Genomic DNA, 17,712 nt, shown 5'->3' on the forward strand with positions numbered 1-17,712 from the left:
AATCACTTCTAGTCTAAGTGTTCTATGCACAAATTCTTTGTTTACTTCATTTCGGCAAGGAGTACTATATAAACAAGCTACCTGCGAATTATAAAGTTGTTAAATAGTGTAACTTTTCTCATAATATTCCCCAATAATAGTAAGAAAATTAGCTATTGTAAAATAAAGAAGAGCAGAAAACAAACAAAATAAAAGATAAAGTTATTTTATTCCTTATGATTTAAATCATAAACAAACAGGCAATAAACCCTGAAATTTGTATCATAAATTTAAATAATAAGAAATGAACAAATTATCTTTATTGTTAGTAGTTGTATTTGCTTTATTCCTTTCATGTGGAAAAAGTAAATCAGAACCAGGAGAAGATTTTTCAGCACCTACAACTTCTGAAGAATCTGCAACAACAGATGCATCCTCTTATGATCCAAATAGAGGTGAAGGAAAACACAGCAACGTTGAATTAGGAGCTTCTTTAGACCAAGCCATGGCTGCAAATGGTGAAAAAGAGGCCAATGTAAAATGTACCTCTTGTCATAAAATGACAGACGAACGTTTAGTAGGACCAGGTTGGAAAGGCGTTACAGAACGCAGAAAACCAGAATGGATTATGAACTTCATTACTAATCCAGATCCAATGATTGACAAAGATCCAGAACTACAAGCTCAACTCGAATTGTGTTTAGTGCGTATGCCTAACCAATCTTTAAGCGACCCAGAAGCTCGTGACATTTTGGAATACATGCGAAAAAACGATGGTGTAAAATAATTAGTAATTAAAATCGAAAGTATATGAAAAATAGATTTTTAAAAGCATTTTTTGCTATCGTTTTAATGGGAGCATTTTTTGCTTCCTGTAAACCCAAGAATTCAAGTAATGCAGTAAGTGGTGACGCAGCATCAAAAGTATATGTTGCACCAGGTAAATATGACGAGTTCTATAATTTCATTTCAGGTGGATTTAGTGGACAAATGAGTGTTTATGGTTTGCCAAGTGGTAGAATGCTAAAAGTAATTCCTGTTTTTTCAGTGGATCCAGAAAGCGGTTGGGGTTTTAGTGAAGAAACGAAACCCATGTTAAATACTTCTCACGGATTTATTCCATGGGATGATGCCCATCACCCAGAGATGTCTCAAACAAATGGTGAAGTAGATGGACGATGGGTTTTTATTAACGGAAACAACACGCCTCGTATTGCTCGTATCGATTTAAAACGCTTTAAAACAGCAGAAATTATCGAATTGCCAAACAGTGCAGGAAATCACTCCTCACCATTTATTACTGAAAATACAGAATATGTAGTGGCTGGAACACGTTTTGGAGTACCGGGTGATTATGAAGAAGGTGATGTGCCCATTAATACGTATAAAGAAAATTACAAAGCTCATATTAGTTTTGTAAAAGTAGGAAAAGAAGGGGAAATGGATATTGCCTTTCAATTACGTTTACCAGCAGTAAACTTCGATTTAAGTCATGCAGGTAAGGGAAAATCGCATGGATGGTTCTTCTTCTCTTGTTATAATTCCGAACAAGCGAATACGCTTTTAGAAGTAAATGCTTCTCAAAAAGATAAAGATTTTATCATGGCTGTTAATTGGAAAAAAGCAGAAGAATATATCAAAGCTGGTAAAGGAAAAAGAGAAAAAGCCAAGTATGCTCATAATTATTGGGATGAAAAAACACATTCAGCAGTTTCTGAAATAAAAGAAGATGTTTTAGTTTTAGATGCAATGGAATTAAAAGATATTTGCTATATGATTCCTTGTCCAAAATCGCCTCACGGTTGTGATGTGGATCCATCTGGAGAATATATTGTAGGTTCAGGTAAATTAGCCGCTTTAATTCCTGTATTTAGCTATACAAAAATGTTAGATGCCATTAGTAAAAAAACTTATGAAGGTGATTATAACGGAATTCCAGTACTTAAATATGATGCCGTTCTTCACGGTGAAGTACAAAAACCTGGTTTAGGTCCATTACATACAGAATTTGACGAAAAAGGAAATGCTTATTCTACCATGTTTGTTTCTTCAGAAATTGTAAAATGGGATATTAAAACGCTTAAAGTATTAGATAGAGTTCCTACTTATTATTCTGTAGGGCACTTAATGATTCCTGGTGGTGATAGTAAAAAACCTTTTGGTAAATATATGGTGGCTTACAACAAAATTACAAAAGATAGATATTTACCAACAGGTCCAGAATTAACCCAATCTGCCCAATTATATGATATTTCAGGTGATAAAATGCAACTGCTGTTAGATTTTCCTACTATTGGAGAACCTCATTATGCACAAGCTGCACCAGCTGATTTAATCCGAAATAATGGGCAATTGAAATTCTATAAAATTGAAGAAAACCATCACCCTTATGTAACCAAAGGGGAGAAAGAGTCTAAAGTAGTAAGAGAAGGAAATACAGTTCATGTATACATGACCTCAACACGTTCTCACTTTGCTCCTGATAATATAGAAGGGATTAATGTGGGCGATGAAGTATATTTCCATATAACTAATTTAGAACAAGATTGGGATGTACCTCACGGATTTTCTGTAAAAGGTGCTAAAACTGCTGAATTATTAATCATGCCTGGTGAAACAAGTACCTTAAAATGGATTCCTGAAAAGGCAGGTACGGTTCCTTTTTATTGTACCGATTTTTGTAGTGCCTTACACCAAGAAATGCAAGGCTATATAAGAGTCTCGCCTAAAGGAAGCCCTACTCCTATTTCTTTTAGTGTTGGAACCAACATTCCTAAAGCAAAATAAATAAAAATTATTGAAGGGAATAGTAACAATGCTATTCCCTTTTTAAACTCAAAAGTTATGTATACTTCAAAAATATCAAATCTTTCTAAAATTATATTAACAATAGTAAGCATTCTATTCTTTGTTTCCTTATTATATCCAATGTGGCAAATTGAATTAGAAGCACCTCAATATCCAGAAGGTTTAGTGTTAAAGTTACATGCCAATAAAATTGGTGGTGATGTTGAAATTATCAATGGCTTAAATCATTACATCGGTATGGCAACATTACACACAGAAAATTTTATCGAGTTTAAAATCTTACCTTACATAATGCTCTTTTTTGGTTTACTTTCAATAGTTGTGGTGCTCATTAACAATAGAAAAGGGATTATAACACTCTTTGGAACATTTGTATTATTTGTAGTGTTAGCAGCTATCGATTTTTACAAATGGAACTATGAATATGGACATAATTTAGATCCAAATGCAGCGATTAAAGTTCCAGGAATGGCATATCAACCACCATTAATTGGATACAAACAATTGTTAAACTTTGGAGCCTACTCTATTCCTGACATAGGAGGTTGGATGCTTATTTTAGCAGGACTTTTACTAGTTGTAGTTCTTTTTAAAGAATATAATTTCATAAGTAAATTTCAAAAAAAAGGGAATGTAGCTGTTTTAATAGTGTTTACCAGTACCCTACTCATTTCTTGCCAAAGCAAAACTGTAGAACCACTAAAATTAAATGTGGACCAATGTGCTTTTTGTAAAATGAGTATTGCTGATGGAAAATTTGGTTCGGAAATTATCACCACTAAAGGACGAGTTTATAAGTTTGACGATTTAAGTTGTTTGGCTGCTTATGTAGAAGAAAATAAAACAAAAGTAAAATCTTATTTTGTGCATCACTATAATGCCGAGAACGTATTAATTCCCGCAGAAACGGCATTTTATTTAAAAGGAGGCATCATTTCTAGTCCAATGCGAGGCAATATGGCTGCTTTTTCAAGCCAAGAAGAAGCTATTTCTTTCAAAGAAAAATTAGAAGCTAGAGAAATTACTTGGGCAAACATCATTATTCAACAATAGTAATGAAAAAGGCTACTTACATATTTTTTTTAGGCATTATTTCATTCGTAATGAACGGACAAAAAATAGACGTTGGTCCTACTGAAAACATCAAATCTATCAAAGAAGCCATCACTTTAGCAAAAGCTGGAGATACTATTGTAGTTCATAAAGGAACATACAAAGAAGGAAATATTACGATTGATAAAAAAATTGTTCTTTTAGGCAAAGATTACCCGGTTTTAGACGGACAAAAAAAGTTTGAAATTCTATCCTTAAAAGCAGATAGCATTGTAGTAAAAGGATTAAAGTTTGTTCGTTCTTCTTATGCTTCAATGGAAGATCCTGCAGCAATAAAAGTATATAGTCACAATTATATTCACATTGAAAACAATATTTTAGAGGATAATTTTTTTGGAATCTACATTCAAAATGGAGCCCATTGTATCATCAAAAACAACAAGATTAGAGCCTACGGAAAAGAAGAACAAAAACTAGGAAATGGCATTCATTGCTGGAAAAGTCATAATATTCAAATTATTGCCAACCACATTCAAGGACATCGTGATGGTATTTATTTTGAATTTGTTTATGATTCGGTTATTTGGAGAAACATTTGCCAAAATAACATCCGTTATGGCTTGCATTTTATGTTTTCACACAACGATTCTTACATTACTAATACTTTTAGAAACAATGGAGCTGGAGTGGCTGTAATGTATAGCAAAGAAGTAAAAATGATGAACAATAAATTTGATGAAAACTGGGGACAATCTGCCTACGGATTATTGTTAAAAGAATTGAATGATGGTTATATATTAGGCAATAAATTCATTAAAAATACAGCAGCTGTTTACATGGAAGGCTCAAATCGAATGAAATTTGAAAACAATTTATTTCAAGAAAATGGTTGGGCAATGGTCGTTCAAGCCAGTTGTGATGATAATGAAATCGTAGGTAATAATTTTATAGGAAACACTTTTGATATGGGAACCAATGGAAGTTTAGTACTAAACAAATTTGATTCTAATTATTGGGATAAATATGAAGGCTACGATTTAGATAAAAATGGTTTTGGAGATGTACCCTATCACCCACTCAGTTTATTTGCTGTTTTAGCCGAAAGTAATCCTTCTACTATGCTGTTGTATCGTAGTTTTATGATAACGCTTTTAGATAAATCTGAAAAAATTTTACCTAGTATAACACCTGATAATTTTATAGACAACAAGCCTTTGATGAAAATGATTTCGGGTTAAAGGTTTCGAGTTGCGAGTTGCGGGTTATGCGTTGAAAGTTGTAAACTAATGGTTACTATTTATTGATTTTAAAATGTAAGGGATTTGTTTTTATTTTACGTTCTGTAACTCGCAATCCGCAACTAATAAAACTAATAAATTATGGCAACAATAAACACTTTTGAAGAGTTAGATATTTGGCAATTAAGTAGAGAAATAGGTCAAGATGTTTGGGACTTATTTGAAAAAACAACTCTTGGAAAAGATTTTGAATTAAGAAATCAAATGAATAGATCTTCAGGGTCTATAATGGATAATATAGCAGAAGGATTTGAAAGAAATGGCAGAAGAGAATTTATAAATTTCTTAAGTTATTCAAAAGGTTCTTGTGGTGAATTAAGATCTCAATTATATAGAGCATTGGATAGAAATCACATTAGTAAAGAAGAATTTGAATTTTTAAAAAACAAAACAATTACAGAAAGTAAAAAAATAGGAGCATTCATGTCTTATTTAGTAAAATCGGATAACAAAGGAAGTAAATTTGATAAATAAAATTGTTAAAAGTTACAAGTTTAACCCAAAACCCACAACTCGAAACCCACAACTCGAAACCCACAACTCGAAACTCACAACCCGTGACCCGTAACCTTTAACCCGAAACAAGAATAATGATAGAAATAAAAAATATAGATAAAAAGTTTGGCAAATTAGAAGTGCTAAAAAACGTAAATCTCAGCTGTAATAAAGGAGAGTGTATAGCGCTAATTGGTCCAAATGGGTGCGGAAAAACAACATTAATTAAAGCTGTTTTAGGAATGGTTTTACCCGATAAAGGAACTATTACTTTTAATGCAAAACCCATTGCTAAAGAATATTTGTACCGCAAAAATATTGGATATATGCCACAAATTGGTCGTTATCCAGATACAATGACAATTGGTCAAATTATTGAAATGATTAAAACCATTAGAAATTCTAATGAAAATTTAGATGAAGACTTGATAAGAGCTTTTGAATTAGAAAAAATGTTTGATAAGCAAATGCGAACCCTTTCTGGAGGAACTACACAAAAAGTGAGTGCAACACTAGCGTTCTTATTTAATCCAGATGTTTTGATATTAGACGAACCTACAGCTGGTTTAGATCCATTGGCTTCAGAATTATTAAAAGAAAAAATTATCAAGGAAAAAGAAAAAGGAAAACTCATTTTAATTACTTCCCATTTGTTAAGCGAGTTAGATGATTTAATAACCGAAATAGTGTTTATGCAAGATGGAGAAGTTCTTTTTCATAAAAAAGTAGCTGCTCTTCTAAAAGAAACGAATGAATCTAAAATTTCAAAGGCAATAGCTTCAGTGTTGAAGAAAACTGTATAATGTATGCTGTAAAATTGTATAATGTATTGTTGATTTACATTTTGCAATATACAGTATACAACAATACAATATACAAATAAAATAAAAATGAATAGAATAATAAAAATCATATTATCCGATATTTTAAAGAACAAAATTGTATTAGTTTACACGCTAATTTTAGCAATTTTGTCTTGGAGTTCGTTTACTTTGGAAGACAATTCCTCTAAAGGATTACTAACTATTTTAAATGTAATTTTATTTACAGTTCCTTTAGTTTCTATCCTTTTTGCCACTATTTATTTATACAATAGTTCCGAATTTATTGAGCTTTTATTAAGCCAACCCATCAAAAGAGTTAAAATTTGGATGAGTTTGTTTTTAGGATTATCTTCTTCAATGGCTGTAGCCTTTTTTATTGGAGCTGGAATTCCATTACTAATATATGCTCCAAATACAGTTGGAATGATGATGATTATAATAGGCTGTATTATTTCAATTGTGTTTGTAGCACTGGCTTTTTTGAGTTCCATTTTAACAAGAGATAAAGCAAAAGGAATAGGAATTGCAATAATGACCTGGTTATTTTTTGCCTTATTATTTGATGGAATGGTTTTGTTTTTATTGTTTCAATTATCAGAATATCCTATTGAAAAAGCAATGGTTGGTATTTCGGCTTTTAACCCTATTGACTTAGCTCGAATTCAAATATTATTACAATTAGATGTTTCTGCAATGATGGGTTATACAGGAGCTATTTTTAAAGATTTTTTTGGAACAACAATAGGATTGATTATCTCTTTTATGTTGTTGTGTTTGTGGGCAATTGTTCCCTTTTTTGTTTCCTTGTTTAAATTTAAAAACAAAGATTTGTAATTTAATATATTATGAAAAAAGACATTCAAAATAGAGAAGACATTATCAAATTAGTGAATACTTTTTATGATAGAGTTAAAACGGACGAAATCATTGGTTATATTTTTACAGACGTGGCTCATACGAATTGGGAATTGCATTTACCTAGAATGTATGATTTTTGGGAAAACATTCTTTTTTCTACAGGAAATTTTGATGGAAATCCCATGATGACACACAAATCATTAAATCAAAAATCACCTATTGGGTTTACCCACTTTAATCGTTGGAATACCATTTTTAATCAAACCGTTGATCAATTATTTATAGGAGAAAAAGCCAAAGAAATAAAAAACAGAGCGATGAATATTTCCAAAGCAATGATGGATAAAGCACTGGATTAGTTTTTTACAAATCCACCCTTGTTTTCTGTACGTTTTAAAGAATGCTTCACTATTAAAAGTGAAGTGTCTATCATGTTTTCAAGTTCGCACATTTCCTTAGTTAATAGCACATTCGATTTTAAACTTTCTATTTCAGTTTTCCAAGAATTTAGTTGGCTTTTTGTTAGTTCTAGACTTTGATTGTTTCTAACAATACCAACATTTTTTTGCATAAGTATTTGTAGTTTTTTCCTTGTTGAAATAACCCAATTAGCATCTAATTTTTGATTGTTTTGTGTCCTAAGATTTGGGATGTTTATTGTTAAATTTGTTTTAGTATGCACTTTCAAATAATTAAAAATTCTATCTGAATATACTAGAGCTTCTAATAAAGAATTGGAAGCTAATCTATTTGCTCCATGTAAGCCAGTATGAGAGCATTCTCCACAGGCAAATAAGTTTTTAATAGACGTTTTCCCGTTACAATCTACTTCAATTCCACCACATACATAATGTTGAGCAGGAACAACAGGAATCCAATCTTTCTCAATTACAATTCCTATATCATAACAACGTTCATAAATCATTGGAAAATGATTTTTAAAACTAATTATATCCAAATGGGTACAATCTAAATACACACATTCATTTCCAGAGTTTTTCAATTCTTTTTCAATGCACTGCGAAACAATATCTCGAGAAGCTAATTCACCACGTTTATCATAGTTTAACATAAAACGATTCCCTTCTTTATTGCGTAAATAAGCTCCAAACCCTCTTACAGCTTCCGAAATTAAAAAGGTAGACGTTAAATCTTTACTAAATAAAGCTGTTGGATGAAATTGAATAAACTCCATATTTTTAAGAGTTGCATTTGCTCTTTTTGCCATGGCAATTCCGTCTCCAGTTGCAATTTCTGGATTAGTTGTATGTCCGTATACTTGTCCAATTCCTCCTGTTGCTAATAAAGTATAATCAGCTTGAAAAGTGAGAATCTCATTTGTTATTTCATTTAATGCATAAATGCCTAAACAGCAATTATCTTTAGTAATTAAATCTATTGCAAAATGAAAATCTAGAATTTCTATGTTTTTTTGTAAATGGGCTTTTCTTAAAATGGCTCTTTCAATTTCATAACCTGTTTGATCCTTATGATGAACCACACGATTTTCAGAATGACCACCTTCTTTTCCTAAATCTAAACTTCCTTCCTTATTTTTATCAAAGTGTGTTCCCCAATCTATTAATTCTTGTACTCTTTTTGGTCCTTCAGTAACCACCATTTTTACAACTTCTTTATCGCATAAACCATCTCCACAAATTAAAGTATCTTCAATGTGCTTTTGAAAATTATCTTCAATTTGGTTCATCACTACTGCAATACCACCTTGAGCATACTTTGTGTTCGATTCTGATGCATTAGACTTGGTAATGATTGTAACTTTTTTATCAGGAAAATGAGAAGCTGTTTTAATTGCAAAAGTTAATCCCGCAATACCTGAACCTATAACTAAATAATGGGTTTGTTTCATTTTAAGATAAGGCTAGCATTCGATTAATAGGCACTAATGCTTTTTCTTGAATAGACAATGGAACTTGAATTTCTGGAGTTTCATTTAGCAAACAATCATATACTTTTTGTAGTGTGTTTATTTTCATGAAGGCACATTCACTACAAGCACAAGTATTATCTTCGTGAGAAGGAGCTGGAATTAGTGTTTTTTGAGGTACTTCTTGTTGCATTTTGTATAAAATTCCTGCTTCAGTGGCCACTATAAATTTATTAGAAGAAGATTCTTTTACATAATTTATCATTCCAGCTGTGGAACCAATATATTTAGCTGTTTTTAAAATATGAGTTTCCGATTCTGGATGCGCAATAATTACAGCATCTGGATGTTGTTTGTATAAATCAATTAATTTTTCAAGTGAGAACGCTTCGTGTACAATACACGAACCGTCCCAAAGTACCATTTCTCTTCCTGTTTGCTCCATAATATATTTGCCTAAATTCTTATCTGGTGCAAAAATAATAGGGGTTTCTTTTGGAATAGAATTAACAATTTTTAAGGCATTTGATGAAGTACAAACAATATCTGAAAGGGCTTTAATTTCAGCCGAACAATTAACATAAGTTATAACAATATGATTAGGATGTTGTTCTTTAAATGCCTTGAATAAATCTGGTGGACAAGAATCTGCTAAGGAACAACCCGCTTTTAAATCGGGCAAAATAACTTTTTTATTTGGGTTTAAAATTTTTGCAGTTTCTGCCATAAAATGTACTCCAGCAAATAAAATAATTGCAGCATCAACGTTTACTGCTTCTTGTGAAAGACCTAAACTATCACCCACATAATCAGCAATTTCTTGTATGGCTTCTTCTTGATAATAGTGGGCTAAAATAACAGCATTTTTCTCCTTTTTTAATTGAAGAATCTTTTCTTTTAATGTTTTCATTTTAATTCTTGTGTGAAAAATTTAATTCCAATCTAATAGTTGTTGTTCACCTTTAATTCTTTTGTATTGGTAATATCTAGCGATGTTTCAATTACATCTTTGCATGTTTTATTCTTGTCTTTAATATCAAAATACCCTATGTAAAACAGTCGCTATTAACCTCTTCCATTTTAATAGCATTTAAATTATTTAAAAACACAAAATAAAAGCAAAAAATTAAGCTGTGATATGACTTTAATCATAAAATGAAAGGTGTTTTTAGACGTAATTTTGTTCCAATTGTAATTTGAAAATCAAGTTACTTTCTATGATAAATCAAAATAATTATGAATACTATAGAAAAACAAACAATTGGTGAATATGTAGCAAAAGATTTTAGAACAGCTGCTATTTTTTCAAGATATGGAATCGATTTTTGTTGCAAAGGCAATAGAACTATTGAAGAAGCTTGTAGTAAAAAAGGATTGGATTTTAAAGAAATTGAAACAAAAGTTAACCAATTATTAGAAACAAAATCTGAAAATTCTATTGATTTTAAATCATGGCCAAGTGATTTATTAGTGGATTATATTGAAAAAACACATCATCGCTATGTAGAGGAAAAAACGCCTATTTTATTAGCCTTTTTAGACAAACTTTGCAAAGTTCATGGTAATGCACATCCTGAATTATTTTTAATTAATGAACTGTTCATAGGTTGTGCTGGTGAGTTAGCCAAACACATGAAAAAAGAAGAATTGATTTTATTTCCATTTATCAAACAAATGGCAAATGCAATTCGTACAAATCAAGCTTTAGAACAACCTCACTTTGGAACTGTTGAAAATCCTATTGCAATGATGAAACATGAACACGAAAATGAAGGAGAACGATTTGTAAAAATTGCAGATTTAACCAATAACTATACACCTCCTTCTGATGCTTGTAATACCTATACAGTTACCTTCTCCATGTTACAAGAATTTGAACAAGACTTACATAAGCACATTCACTTAGAGAACAATATTTTATTCATTAAAGCTCTTGAAATGGAAGAAAAAATGTTTTCTTAATAAAGATAGAACAACTATTAATCTAAATTTATTCGGCAATGGAATTATATGTAATTAAAAGAAATGGAGATTATAAACTTTATGAAAGTTATAAAATAAAAGATGCCATTGAAAAGAGCTTTAAGAGTGTTTCCATACCCTATGATGATAGCATTTTTAAAACAGTAACAAATGCATTAAAGAGTAAAGAAGTTTGGTCAGTTGAAGACATTCAAGACAGTATAGAGAGAACTCTCTTTGAGAAAGGTTATTTCACTGTGATGCGTTCTTTCATGTTATTTCGTCACACAAGAAAATTACAGAGAGAGCATATTGAAGGTTTAAATGATGACACCACTTATGTAGACAGCACTCAAACTATTGAAGAATATATTTTACAAACCGATTGGCGAATAAATGCTAATGCAAATACCTCTTATTCAAATGCAGGTTTAGTAAACAACACTGCTGGTAAAATAATTGCAAACTATTGGTTGGATAAAGTATACACTAAAGAAGAAGGCTATTCTCACAGAAATGGTGATATTCATATTCATGATTTAGATTGTTTAACGGGTTATTGTGCCGGTTGGAGTTTAAGAGTTTTGTTAAACGAAGGTTTTAATGGTGTTCGAGGACGTGTAGAAAGTAGGGCTCCATCTCACTTTAGAGAAGCACTAGGTCAAATGGCAAATTTTTTAGGAATTCTTCAAAGTGAATGGGCTGGAGCGCAAGCTTTTAGTTCATTTGACACTTATTTAGCACCTTATGTTTTTAAAGATAATTTATCTTTTGACGAAGTTTTAAAAGCCATAAGAAGCTTTGTTTACAATTTAAATGTTCCAGCTCGTTGGGGCCAATCACCTTTTACAAATATTACTTTAGATTGGGTTGTTCCTTCTGATTTGAAAGAACAGGTTCCAACCAAAAATGACATTCATTTGTTTAGAGGAATTGAAAAAGAAATTCTAGTACAAAAAGCGAAAGAAAGAGGAGTTGTAAACTTAGAAGAAATGAGGTACGAACATTTTCAAAAAGAAATGAACCTTATTAATAAAGCTTATTATAAAGTAATGACTGAAGGTGATGCAAATGGTCAGCCCTTTACTTTTCCAATTCCAACAGTAAATATTACAGAAGATTTTGATTGGGATGGAGAAAATACTGAAATTCTTTTCGAAAATACAGCAAAAATTGGTTCGTCTTACTTCCAAAATTTTATAGGAAGTCAATATATTTTAGATGAAAATGGAAACCAAATTGAAAACCCAAATGCATATAAACCAAATGCTGTGCGTAGCATGTGTTGCCGTTTACAACTCGATTTACGTGAATTATTAAAACGAGGTAACGGACTTTTTGGAAGTGCAGAAATGACAGGAAGCATCGGAGTAGTTACAATAAATATGGCTAGACTTGGCTACTTATATAAAAATAATAAAGTAGGTTTATATAAACAATTAGATAAATTATTAGCTATTGCAAAATCTACTTTAGAAAAGAAAAGAATCTTTATCCAAGAAATGTATGATAGAGGATTGTTTCCTTATACCAAAAGGTATTTGTCTCATTTTAGAAATCATTTTTCAACTATAGGTGTAAACGGAATGAACGAAATGGTTCGCAATTTTACAGATGATTTACACGATTTAACTTCTAACTATGGTAATGAATTTTGCTTGGAAGTTTTGGATTATATCCGAAATCGAATGAAAGAATATCAAGAAGAAACAGGTAATCTATATAATCTTGAAGCTACTCCTGCAGAAGGAACTACCTACCGTTTTGCTAAAGAAGACAAAAAACGTTTCCCAGGAATTTTACAAGCTGGCATGGAAGAAAATATTTATTATACCAATAGCTCACAAATACCTGTCGATTTTACCCAAGATCCATTTGAAGCGTTACTAATGCAAGATGAATTACAATGTAAATATACGGGTGGAACTGTATTGCATTTGTATATGAATGAGCGAATTAGTTCCCCTGAAGCTTGTAAAAACTTTGTAAAAACAGTACTTTCAAATTTCAAATTACCTTATATAACAGTCACTCCAGTTTTTAGTGTTTGTCCAATTCACGGCTATCTAAATGGAGAACACGAGTATTGTCCGAAATGCGATGAAATTTTAATTGAAAACCTTAATAACACAACTTATGAGCACAAAAACTAACGAAGTAGTAGAACAAAATCAACATTTAAGAACGAAATGTTTGGTTTACACCAGAGTAATGGGTTATCACAGACCAGTAGAAAGTTTCAATATTGGTAAAAAAGGCGAACACAAACAACGAGTTCATTTCAAAGAAGATGTGTGTTAGCAAAAATAATTTCTAATATAACACCATTTACACTTTTAGATTATCCCGATAAATCTTCTTGTATTTTATGGTATGCTGGTTGCAATATGCGTTGTTTATATTGCTATAATCCTGAAATTGTTTTAGGTAAAGGAACTATTTCTTTTTCAGAAGTACTTCTGTTTTTAAAAACCAGAATTGGATTGCTTAATGCAGTAGTTTTTAGTGGTGGAGAATGTCTCATCCATAGAAACATATTGAATCATATTAAAGCTGTAAAAGAAATGGGATTCCTTGTTAAAATTGACACTAATGGAAGTAGTCCAACTGTTTTAAAAGAATTAATTAATGGCAATTTAGTGGATTATGTAGCATTAGACTTTAAAGCGTTACCCAATAAATTTGAAGCAATTACAAAATCCAATTTGTTTTATGAATTTGAAGCCTCTTTTGAGCTTTTAAAGACTTCGAAAATAGCCTACGAAATAAGAACAACATACCATTCTGAACTTTGTACAATTGATGATTTAATTGAAATGCAAAATTATCTTGATGAGAACGGATATTCAGGTAATTTTTATGTCCAAAATTTCATTAATGGAAGTAAAACTTTAGCTCCATTATCAAGAGCAACAAGCTTGAAATATGAAGAATTAAACGCATTAAAAAAACCAACAATCGTAATTAGATAAAAAAAAGAGACTGTCCAAAAAGTCCACAACCTTGTCATTCTGAACTTTTTGTCATTCTGATTCGCCTAGTCGAATCAGAATCTTTATATCATTCCGTTGCCAAAGCGAATCAGAATCTACTACTATATTCCTCATTTCCAAGAAGCACAATAGCAAAATTTCAGTAGAAAAGCAGTCCCGCTATTCGTTACAATCTGTCATTGCGAGGAACAAAACAATCTAATCACAAAAACAGCTTACGCAATAACAGGATTTCCACTACTATCAGGGCTATAAAAAACGTTTAGAATTTTAAACACCATTTCAATAGCAATAAAATACTTTTCATTTATACGCTTTCCCGTAAACTACACTAAAACTTTAATACTATTTTTACAAAAACATAAAACAGGTAAAAATACCTATTGCAAGTCTAAAAAGTAAAAATTAGATTTGTAAGTAAACAATATTATAATCATACATATACAACTTATATAGGCTAGCTATGTATGATTATGTCATACATATAAATAAGTTATCTGTTATAAAGAACCACTATGACAAAGCCAAGTAACCTGTGGGCTCCACAAGAAAAAGCAATTTCAAAGATCGAATCATATATTGCAGACTTTCAAAAAGGTTCAACTAAAGCTTCTTGCCTTATTAAGATGCCAACTGGTTCAGGCAAAACTGGAGTTATTACTTGTATTTCACACTTAAACCCAAACGTCAAAGGTGTTTTGGTTGTTGCTCCTCGAGATGTTCTAAGAACTCAACTTTATGAAGAAATAAATTCTGAATTCTTCAGTAAAATTAAATACAAACCAGCTTCACCAAAAGGAGTTGTGAAATTGACATCGGATAAACAATTTCAAAAGGAACATCATGAGAAAATAGTAGTTACCACAATTCAGAAGTTAAATTCTACTTACAAAAGAAACCCCACATTATTCAAAGAGGTTTGTGAAAAATTTGATTTAGTAATTTTTGATGAAGGTCATTATGAGCCTGCAAAAAATTGGAGCGAGACAATAAGAACAATTCTTTCTCCTAAAATTATCTTTACTGCAACTCCATTCAGGAATGACCTGAAGAAGTTTAATTTTAGTTTTGAGTATGTTTATTCGATAACTCAGAGTGAAGCCGAGAAACTAAACATACTGAGAACTCCAGAATTTATTCCAATCAAATTTAAGTCAAATCCGAAAGACTTCGTCGATAAAGTTCTTCTCGAGTTTACAAAGAATTGTGCGAAGCATAAAGATGCGCGCCTTATGATTCGATGCGAAGACCATAAAGAGATTCTTAAGATCGCAAAAGTGCTAAATGATAAGAAAATCAAATTTGTTGGAATCCATGAGAGATTTAATAATCCTAAACAACCTTGGCAACACAAAAAAGTTCCTTCTAAAGACACAGACGCTACTATTTGGATCCATCAGTTTAAATTAATAGAGGGATTTGATGATCCAAGATTCAGAATGCTTGCTACATATAAGCCAATGCGTAATTCGCGTCAACTCATTCAACAAATCGGCAGAATCCTTAGAAATCCCGAGAAGGAAACAGATAACTTGGCATACGTTCTAGACGATGAAACAAAATCTCATCAAACGATTTGGAATAATTATATAAAATATGATGAACAATTCAAAAATTCTGTTGGCTCAACTTATGGTGATTCTCTGCTCGAAGTACTGAAAGAACTTCCCAATATTGAGTATATAGATAGAACTTTCAGATCAAATTATTTAGATAGTGAAATAAAGTATGTTGAAGAGGAAATTGCCCTTCCACTAAGCTGCAACATTTATGAAAAATCATTTTGGACAAGTGATCTTATTAAATCTGAAATTAAAACCTATTTAGATGAAAATGACCATCGAAGTACTTTTTTCAAAGTATCAAATGAGAGTGGTTTATTTATACATATTTCATACTCAAATTCCTCTCATTTAGTCGATACATATTTTTTCAACGTCAATCTTCAAATTAGTTTTTACAAAGTATTTGATAAATACATCGCATTTTACAACACCCAAGGCAATGGTCTTAATTCAATTCTTGCACCAAAAGAAATATCACCAATTAGTACTTCTAAACTGAAGAAATTAATTTCTAACAGGTCAGATTCAAGATTAACAAGTGTATCATTAAAAAATTCAAATCTTGGAAATTCTTCTATCTCCTCACATTCATTTAGTGCAGGATCTATCGCTGATATAGCGCCGTTTCTTGATGATCACGGCCAAGTTATTTCTTCAGCAATTGGTTATAGTCTTGAACAAGCAATACAAGGAGGAAGTAATCCTGAAAATTACCGGCGGTATCTTGGTTTCTCAAACGGGAGAATAACTCAATCCAACTTGAAATTTGTACTTAAAGACTATCTATTATGGTTAGACCATCTTATTAAGATTTTGGACTCTTCGACCCAGTCAATTTCTGTATTCAGCAGATATGCAAAGGAAATTGAGGTCAATGAAGTAATCGAGCCAAAACATATTCTACTAGATTTCTCTGAAATAAAACAAATACAATATAAAATTGATGAAACTGATCTAGAGTCTTTTGAGGTTGCCTCGGAAATCGTTAAGAACAAAAATAAATTTGAATTTAAGGTTACACTTAATAATGAAGAATATGACGCAGAAATAGTTTATGACCCTAAAAAGAAATCATTTTACATTGAGTCTGAGTCAATTTCTGAATCCTACTGGAATGAAGATAAAATTGACTTGGTTTATTTATTAAATTCTAAACAAAGTTTCAGAATTATTACAAATAAGAAGAACGTATTCTATGCGTTTGGTAGATTTTATAATCCCAATATTAAGTTTGGATCTAAACTTTTTAATAAATCCGAATTTCAACTAAGAAATGTATTGGTCCCTGTTAAAGAATTAGCGACTATCAAAAATGAAAAAGGCAGTGCATGTTCTTCAGACGAAAAGAAATGGGATATAAATTCAATGTTCAATTTCATAGATGAGAAATGCAAGAGAACAATAATTGAAAAAGAATTCGATGATTTGGAGCTTTTAATTTGTGATGATATGGGTGAGGAAGTTGCCGATTTTATACTTTGTACTAAAGGTAAAGTTGCTTTTATCCATGTCAAAGGAGTTGGTTCAAAAAGTGCTTCAAAGGTATCTGCATCTAACCTAATGGACGTTTGTGGTCAAGCAACTAAAAACATCGAATATTTGTCCATGTTTAATTCCAAAAAACCATCAGGCGTTAATTCAAAATGGGGGAATCCATGGACCGCCCGAGGAGTATCTGGTCAAGTTAAAGACCGGTTACGATATGGCACATTCTCAAACCCTGATGATACTTGGAAGCATATAAATTTAAAGATATCTGATCCCTCAATCGATAAAGAAGTATGGCTCTTCTTGGGTGGTATACTCTCCAAAAAAGAATTCATCAAAAAATTAGGTCAGGATTCGGGAAATAGTGTTGCACTTCAGGCTTTAGTTTTGCTTAATGGAACCCTAGCCAATGTTGGTGCTTTAGGGTGTAAATTAAAAGTATTTTGCAGTGAATAAAGTACAGATAACAACACCTATAAAAGATAGGGCTACGTACACGCT

General features: G+C 31.5%; 15 protein-coding genes. 13 read left to right on the top strand and 2 right to left on the bottom strand.

The genetic code is table 11. The features are described from left to right. Nucleotides 1-283 precede the first annotated feature (283 nt). From ACULEV_RS10315 to ACULEV_RS10350, 8 genes are all read left to right on the top strand, one after another. Nucleotides 284-766: a c-type cytochrome gene (locus tag ACULEV_RS10315; protein ID WP_445454973.1), complete on the top strand. Its 483-nt coding sequence runs from the start codon at nucleotides 284-286 to the stop codon at nucleotides 764-766. 23 nt (nucleotides 767-789) lie between these two features. Then, nucleotides 790-2,766 (top strand): Sec-dependent nitrous-oxide reductase, encoded by a 1,977-nt coding sequence (gene nosZ, locus ACULEV_RS10320; RefSeq protein ID WP_445454974.1) that lies wholly within the window; start codon nucleotides 790-792, stop codon nucleotides 2,764-2,766. A 57-nt stretch (nucleotides 2,767-2,823) separates the two neighbouring features. Next, the gene (locus ACULEV_RS10325; RefSeq protein ID WP_445454975.1) at nucleotides 2,824-3,840 is read left to right on the top strand and encodes a nitrous oxide reductase accessory protein NosL; all 1,017 of its coding nucleotides are present in this window, start codon (nucleotides 2,824-2,826) and stop codon (nucleotides 3,838-3,840) included. A 2-nt stretch (nucleotides 3,841-3,842) separates the two neighbouring features. Beyond that, on the top strand, nucleotides 3,843-5,078 hold the full coding sequence (locus ACULEV_RS10330) for a nitrous oxide reductase family maturation protein NosD (RefSeq protein ID WP_445454976.1): 1,236 nt from the start codon (nucleotides 3,843-3,845) through the stop codon (nucleotides 5,076-5,078). Nucleotides 5,079-5,219: 141 nt separating this feature from the next. Further along, on the top strand, nucleotides 5,220-5,612 hold the full coding sequence (locus tag ACULEV_RS10335) for a four helix bundle protein (RefSeq protein WP_445454977.1): 393 nt from the start codon (nucleotides 5,220-5,222) through the stop codon (nucleotides 5,610-5,612). Between the two features lie 116 nt (nucleotides 5,613-5,728). Beyond that, nucleotides 5,729-6,436 carry an ABC transporter ATP-binding protein gene (locus ACULEV_RS10340; protein ID WP_445454978.1) on the top strand — a complete coding sequence of 236 codons (708 nt, stop codon included), beginning with the start codon at nucleotides 5,729-5,731 and terminating at the stop codon, nucleotides 6,434-6,436. An 87-nt stretch (nucleotides 6,437-6,523) separates the two neighbouring features. Continuing rightward, complete coding sequence (locus ACULEV_RS10345) at nucleotides 6,524-7,291, top strand: ABC transporter permease subunit (RefSeq protein WP_445454979.1); 768 nt, start codon at nucleotides 6,524-6,526, stop codon at nucleotides 7,289-7,291. An 11-nt stretch (nucleotides 7,292-7,302) separates the two neighbouring features. After that, complete coding sequence (locus ACULEV_RS10350; protein ID WP_445454980.1) at nucleotides 7,303-7,674, top strand: group III truncated hemoglobin; 372 nt, start codon at nucleotides 7,303-7,305, stop codon at nucleotides 7,672-7,674. Here the strand turns inward: ACULEV_RS10350 and nadB are convergent. Together nadB and nadA are read right to left on the bottom strand one after the other, a co-directional pair. After that, nucleotides 7,671-9,185 (bottom strand): L-aspartate oxidase, encoded by a 1,515-nt coding sequence (gene nadB, locus ACULEV_RS10355; RefSeq protein ID WP_445454981.1) that lies wholly within the window; start codon nucleotides 9,183-9,185, stop codon nucleotides 7,671-7,673. The two genes, ACULEV_RS10350 and nadB, sit on opposite strands and share 4 nt — an antisense overlap. A 1-nt stretch (nucleotide 9,186) precedes the next feature. Next, nucleotides 9,187-10,113: a quinolinate synthase NadA gene (gene nadA, locus ACULEV_RS10360; RefSeq protein ID WP_445454982.1), complete on the bottom strand. Its 927-nt coding sequence runs from the start codon at nucleotides 10,111-10,113 to the stop codon at nucleotides 9,187-9,189. 326 nt (nucleotides 10,114-10,439) lie between these two features. Here nadA and ric point away from each other — a divergent pair, with 326 nt between their 5' ends. The 5 genes from ric (at nucleotide 10,440) to ACULEV_RS10385 (ending at nucleotide 17,667) form a co-directional block, all read left to right on the top strand. Continuing rightward, the gene (gene ric, locus ACULEV_RS10365; protein ID WP_445454983.1) at nucleotides 10,440-11,165 is read left to right on the top strand and encodes an iron-sulfur cluster repair di-iron protein; all 726 of its coding nucleotides are present in this window, start codon (nucleotides 10,440-10,442) and stop codon (nucleotides 11,163-11,165) included. Between the two features lie 38 nt (nucleotides 11,166-11,203). After that, nucleotides 11,204-13,318 (top strand): ribonucleoside triphosphate reductase, encoded by a 2,115-nt coding sequence (locus ACULEV_RS10370; RefSeq protein ID WP_445454984.1) that lies wholly within the window; start codon nucleotides 11,204-11,206, stop codon nucleotides 13,316-13,318. Beyond that, a complete protein-coding gene (nrdD, locus tag ACULEV_RS10375; RefSeq protein WP_445454985.1) occupies nucleotides 13,302-13,466 on the top strand; it encodes an anaerobic ribonucleoside-triphosphate reductase in 165 nt (54 codons plus the stop codon). Before ACULEV_RS10370 ends, nrdD begins: the two co-directional genes overlap by 17 nt. After that, nucleotides 13,460-14,137: an anaerobic ribonucleoside-triphosphate reductase activating protein gene (locus ACULEV_RS10380; protein ID WP_445454986.1), complete on the top strand. Its 678-nt coding sequence runs from the start codon at nucleotides 13,460-13,462 to the stop codon at nucleotides 14,135-14,137. The genes nrdD and ACULEV_RS10380 overlap by 7 nt, the downstream gene beginning before the upstream one ends. 536 nt (nucleotides 14,138-14,673) lie before the next feature. Next, a complete protein-coding gene (locus ACULEV_RS10385) occupies nucleotides 14,674-17,667 on the top strand; it encodes a DEAD/DEAH box helicase (protein WP_445454987.1) in 2,994 nt (997 codons plus the stop codon). The last annotated feature ends 45 nt before the right edge of the window (nucleotides 17,668-17,712 follow it).

It is taken from the genome of Flavobacterium sp. HNIBRBA15423 (genome assembly GCF_052655965.1).

Bases quoted from the DNA above. Each gene is read 5' to 3' on its own strand.
- ACULEV_RS10350 (WP_445454980.1), top strand. From the start codon at position 7,303: ATGAAAAAAGACATTCAAAATAGAGAAGACATTATCAAATTAGTGAAT.
- ACULEV_RS10325 (WP_445454975.1), top strand. From the start codon at position 2,824: ATGTATACTTCAAAAATATCAAATCTTTCTAAAATTATATTAACAATA.
- nadA (WP_445454982.1), bottom strand. From the start codon at position 10,113: ATGAAAACATTAAAAGAAAAGATTCTTCAATTAAAAAAGGAGAAAAAT.
- ACULEV_RS10330 (WP_445454976.1), top strand. From the start codon at position 3,843: ATGAAAAAGGCTACTTACATATTTTTTTTAGGCATTATTTCATTCGTA.
- ACULEV_RS10370 (WP_445454984.1), top strand. From the start codon at position 11,204: ATGGAATTATATGTAATTAAAAGAAATGGAGATTATAAACTTTATGAA.
- ACULEV_RS10315 (WP_445454973.1), top strand. From the start codon at position 284: ATGAACAAATTATCTTTATTGTTAGTAGTTGTATTTGCTTTATTCCTT.
- ACULEV_RS10345 (WP_445454979.1), top strand. From the start codon at position 6,524: ATGAATAGAATAATAAAAATCATATTATCCGATATTTTAAAGAACAAA.
- ACULEV_RS10385 (WP_445454987.1), top strand. From the start codon at position 14,674: ATGACAAAGCCAAGTAACCTGTGGGCTCCACAAGAAAAAGCAATTTCA.
- nadB (WP_445454981.1), bottom strand. From the start codon at position 9,185: ATGAAACAAACCCATTATTTAGTTATAGGTTCAGGTATTGCGGGATTA.
- ACULEV_RS10335 (WP_445454977.1), top strand. From the start codon at position 5,220: ATGGCAACAATAAACACTTTTGAAGAGTTAGATATTTGGCAATTAAGT.
- nosZ (WP_445454974.1), top strand. From the start codon at position 790: ATGAAAAATAGATTTTTAAAAGCATTTTTTGCTATCGTTTTAATGGGA.
- ric (WP_445454983.1), top strand. From the start codon at position 10,440: ATGAATACTATAGAAAAACAAACAATTGGTGAATATGTAGCAAAAGAT.
- ACULEV_RS10340 (WP_445454978.1), top strand. From the start codon at position 5,729: ATGATAGAAATAAAAAATATAGATAAAAAGTTTGGCAAATTAGAAGTG.
- nrdD (WP_445454985.1), top strand. From the start codon at position 13,302: ATGAGCACAAAAACTAACGAAGTAGTAGAACAAAATCAACATTTAAGA.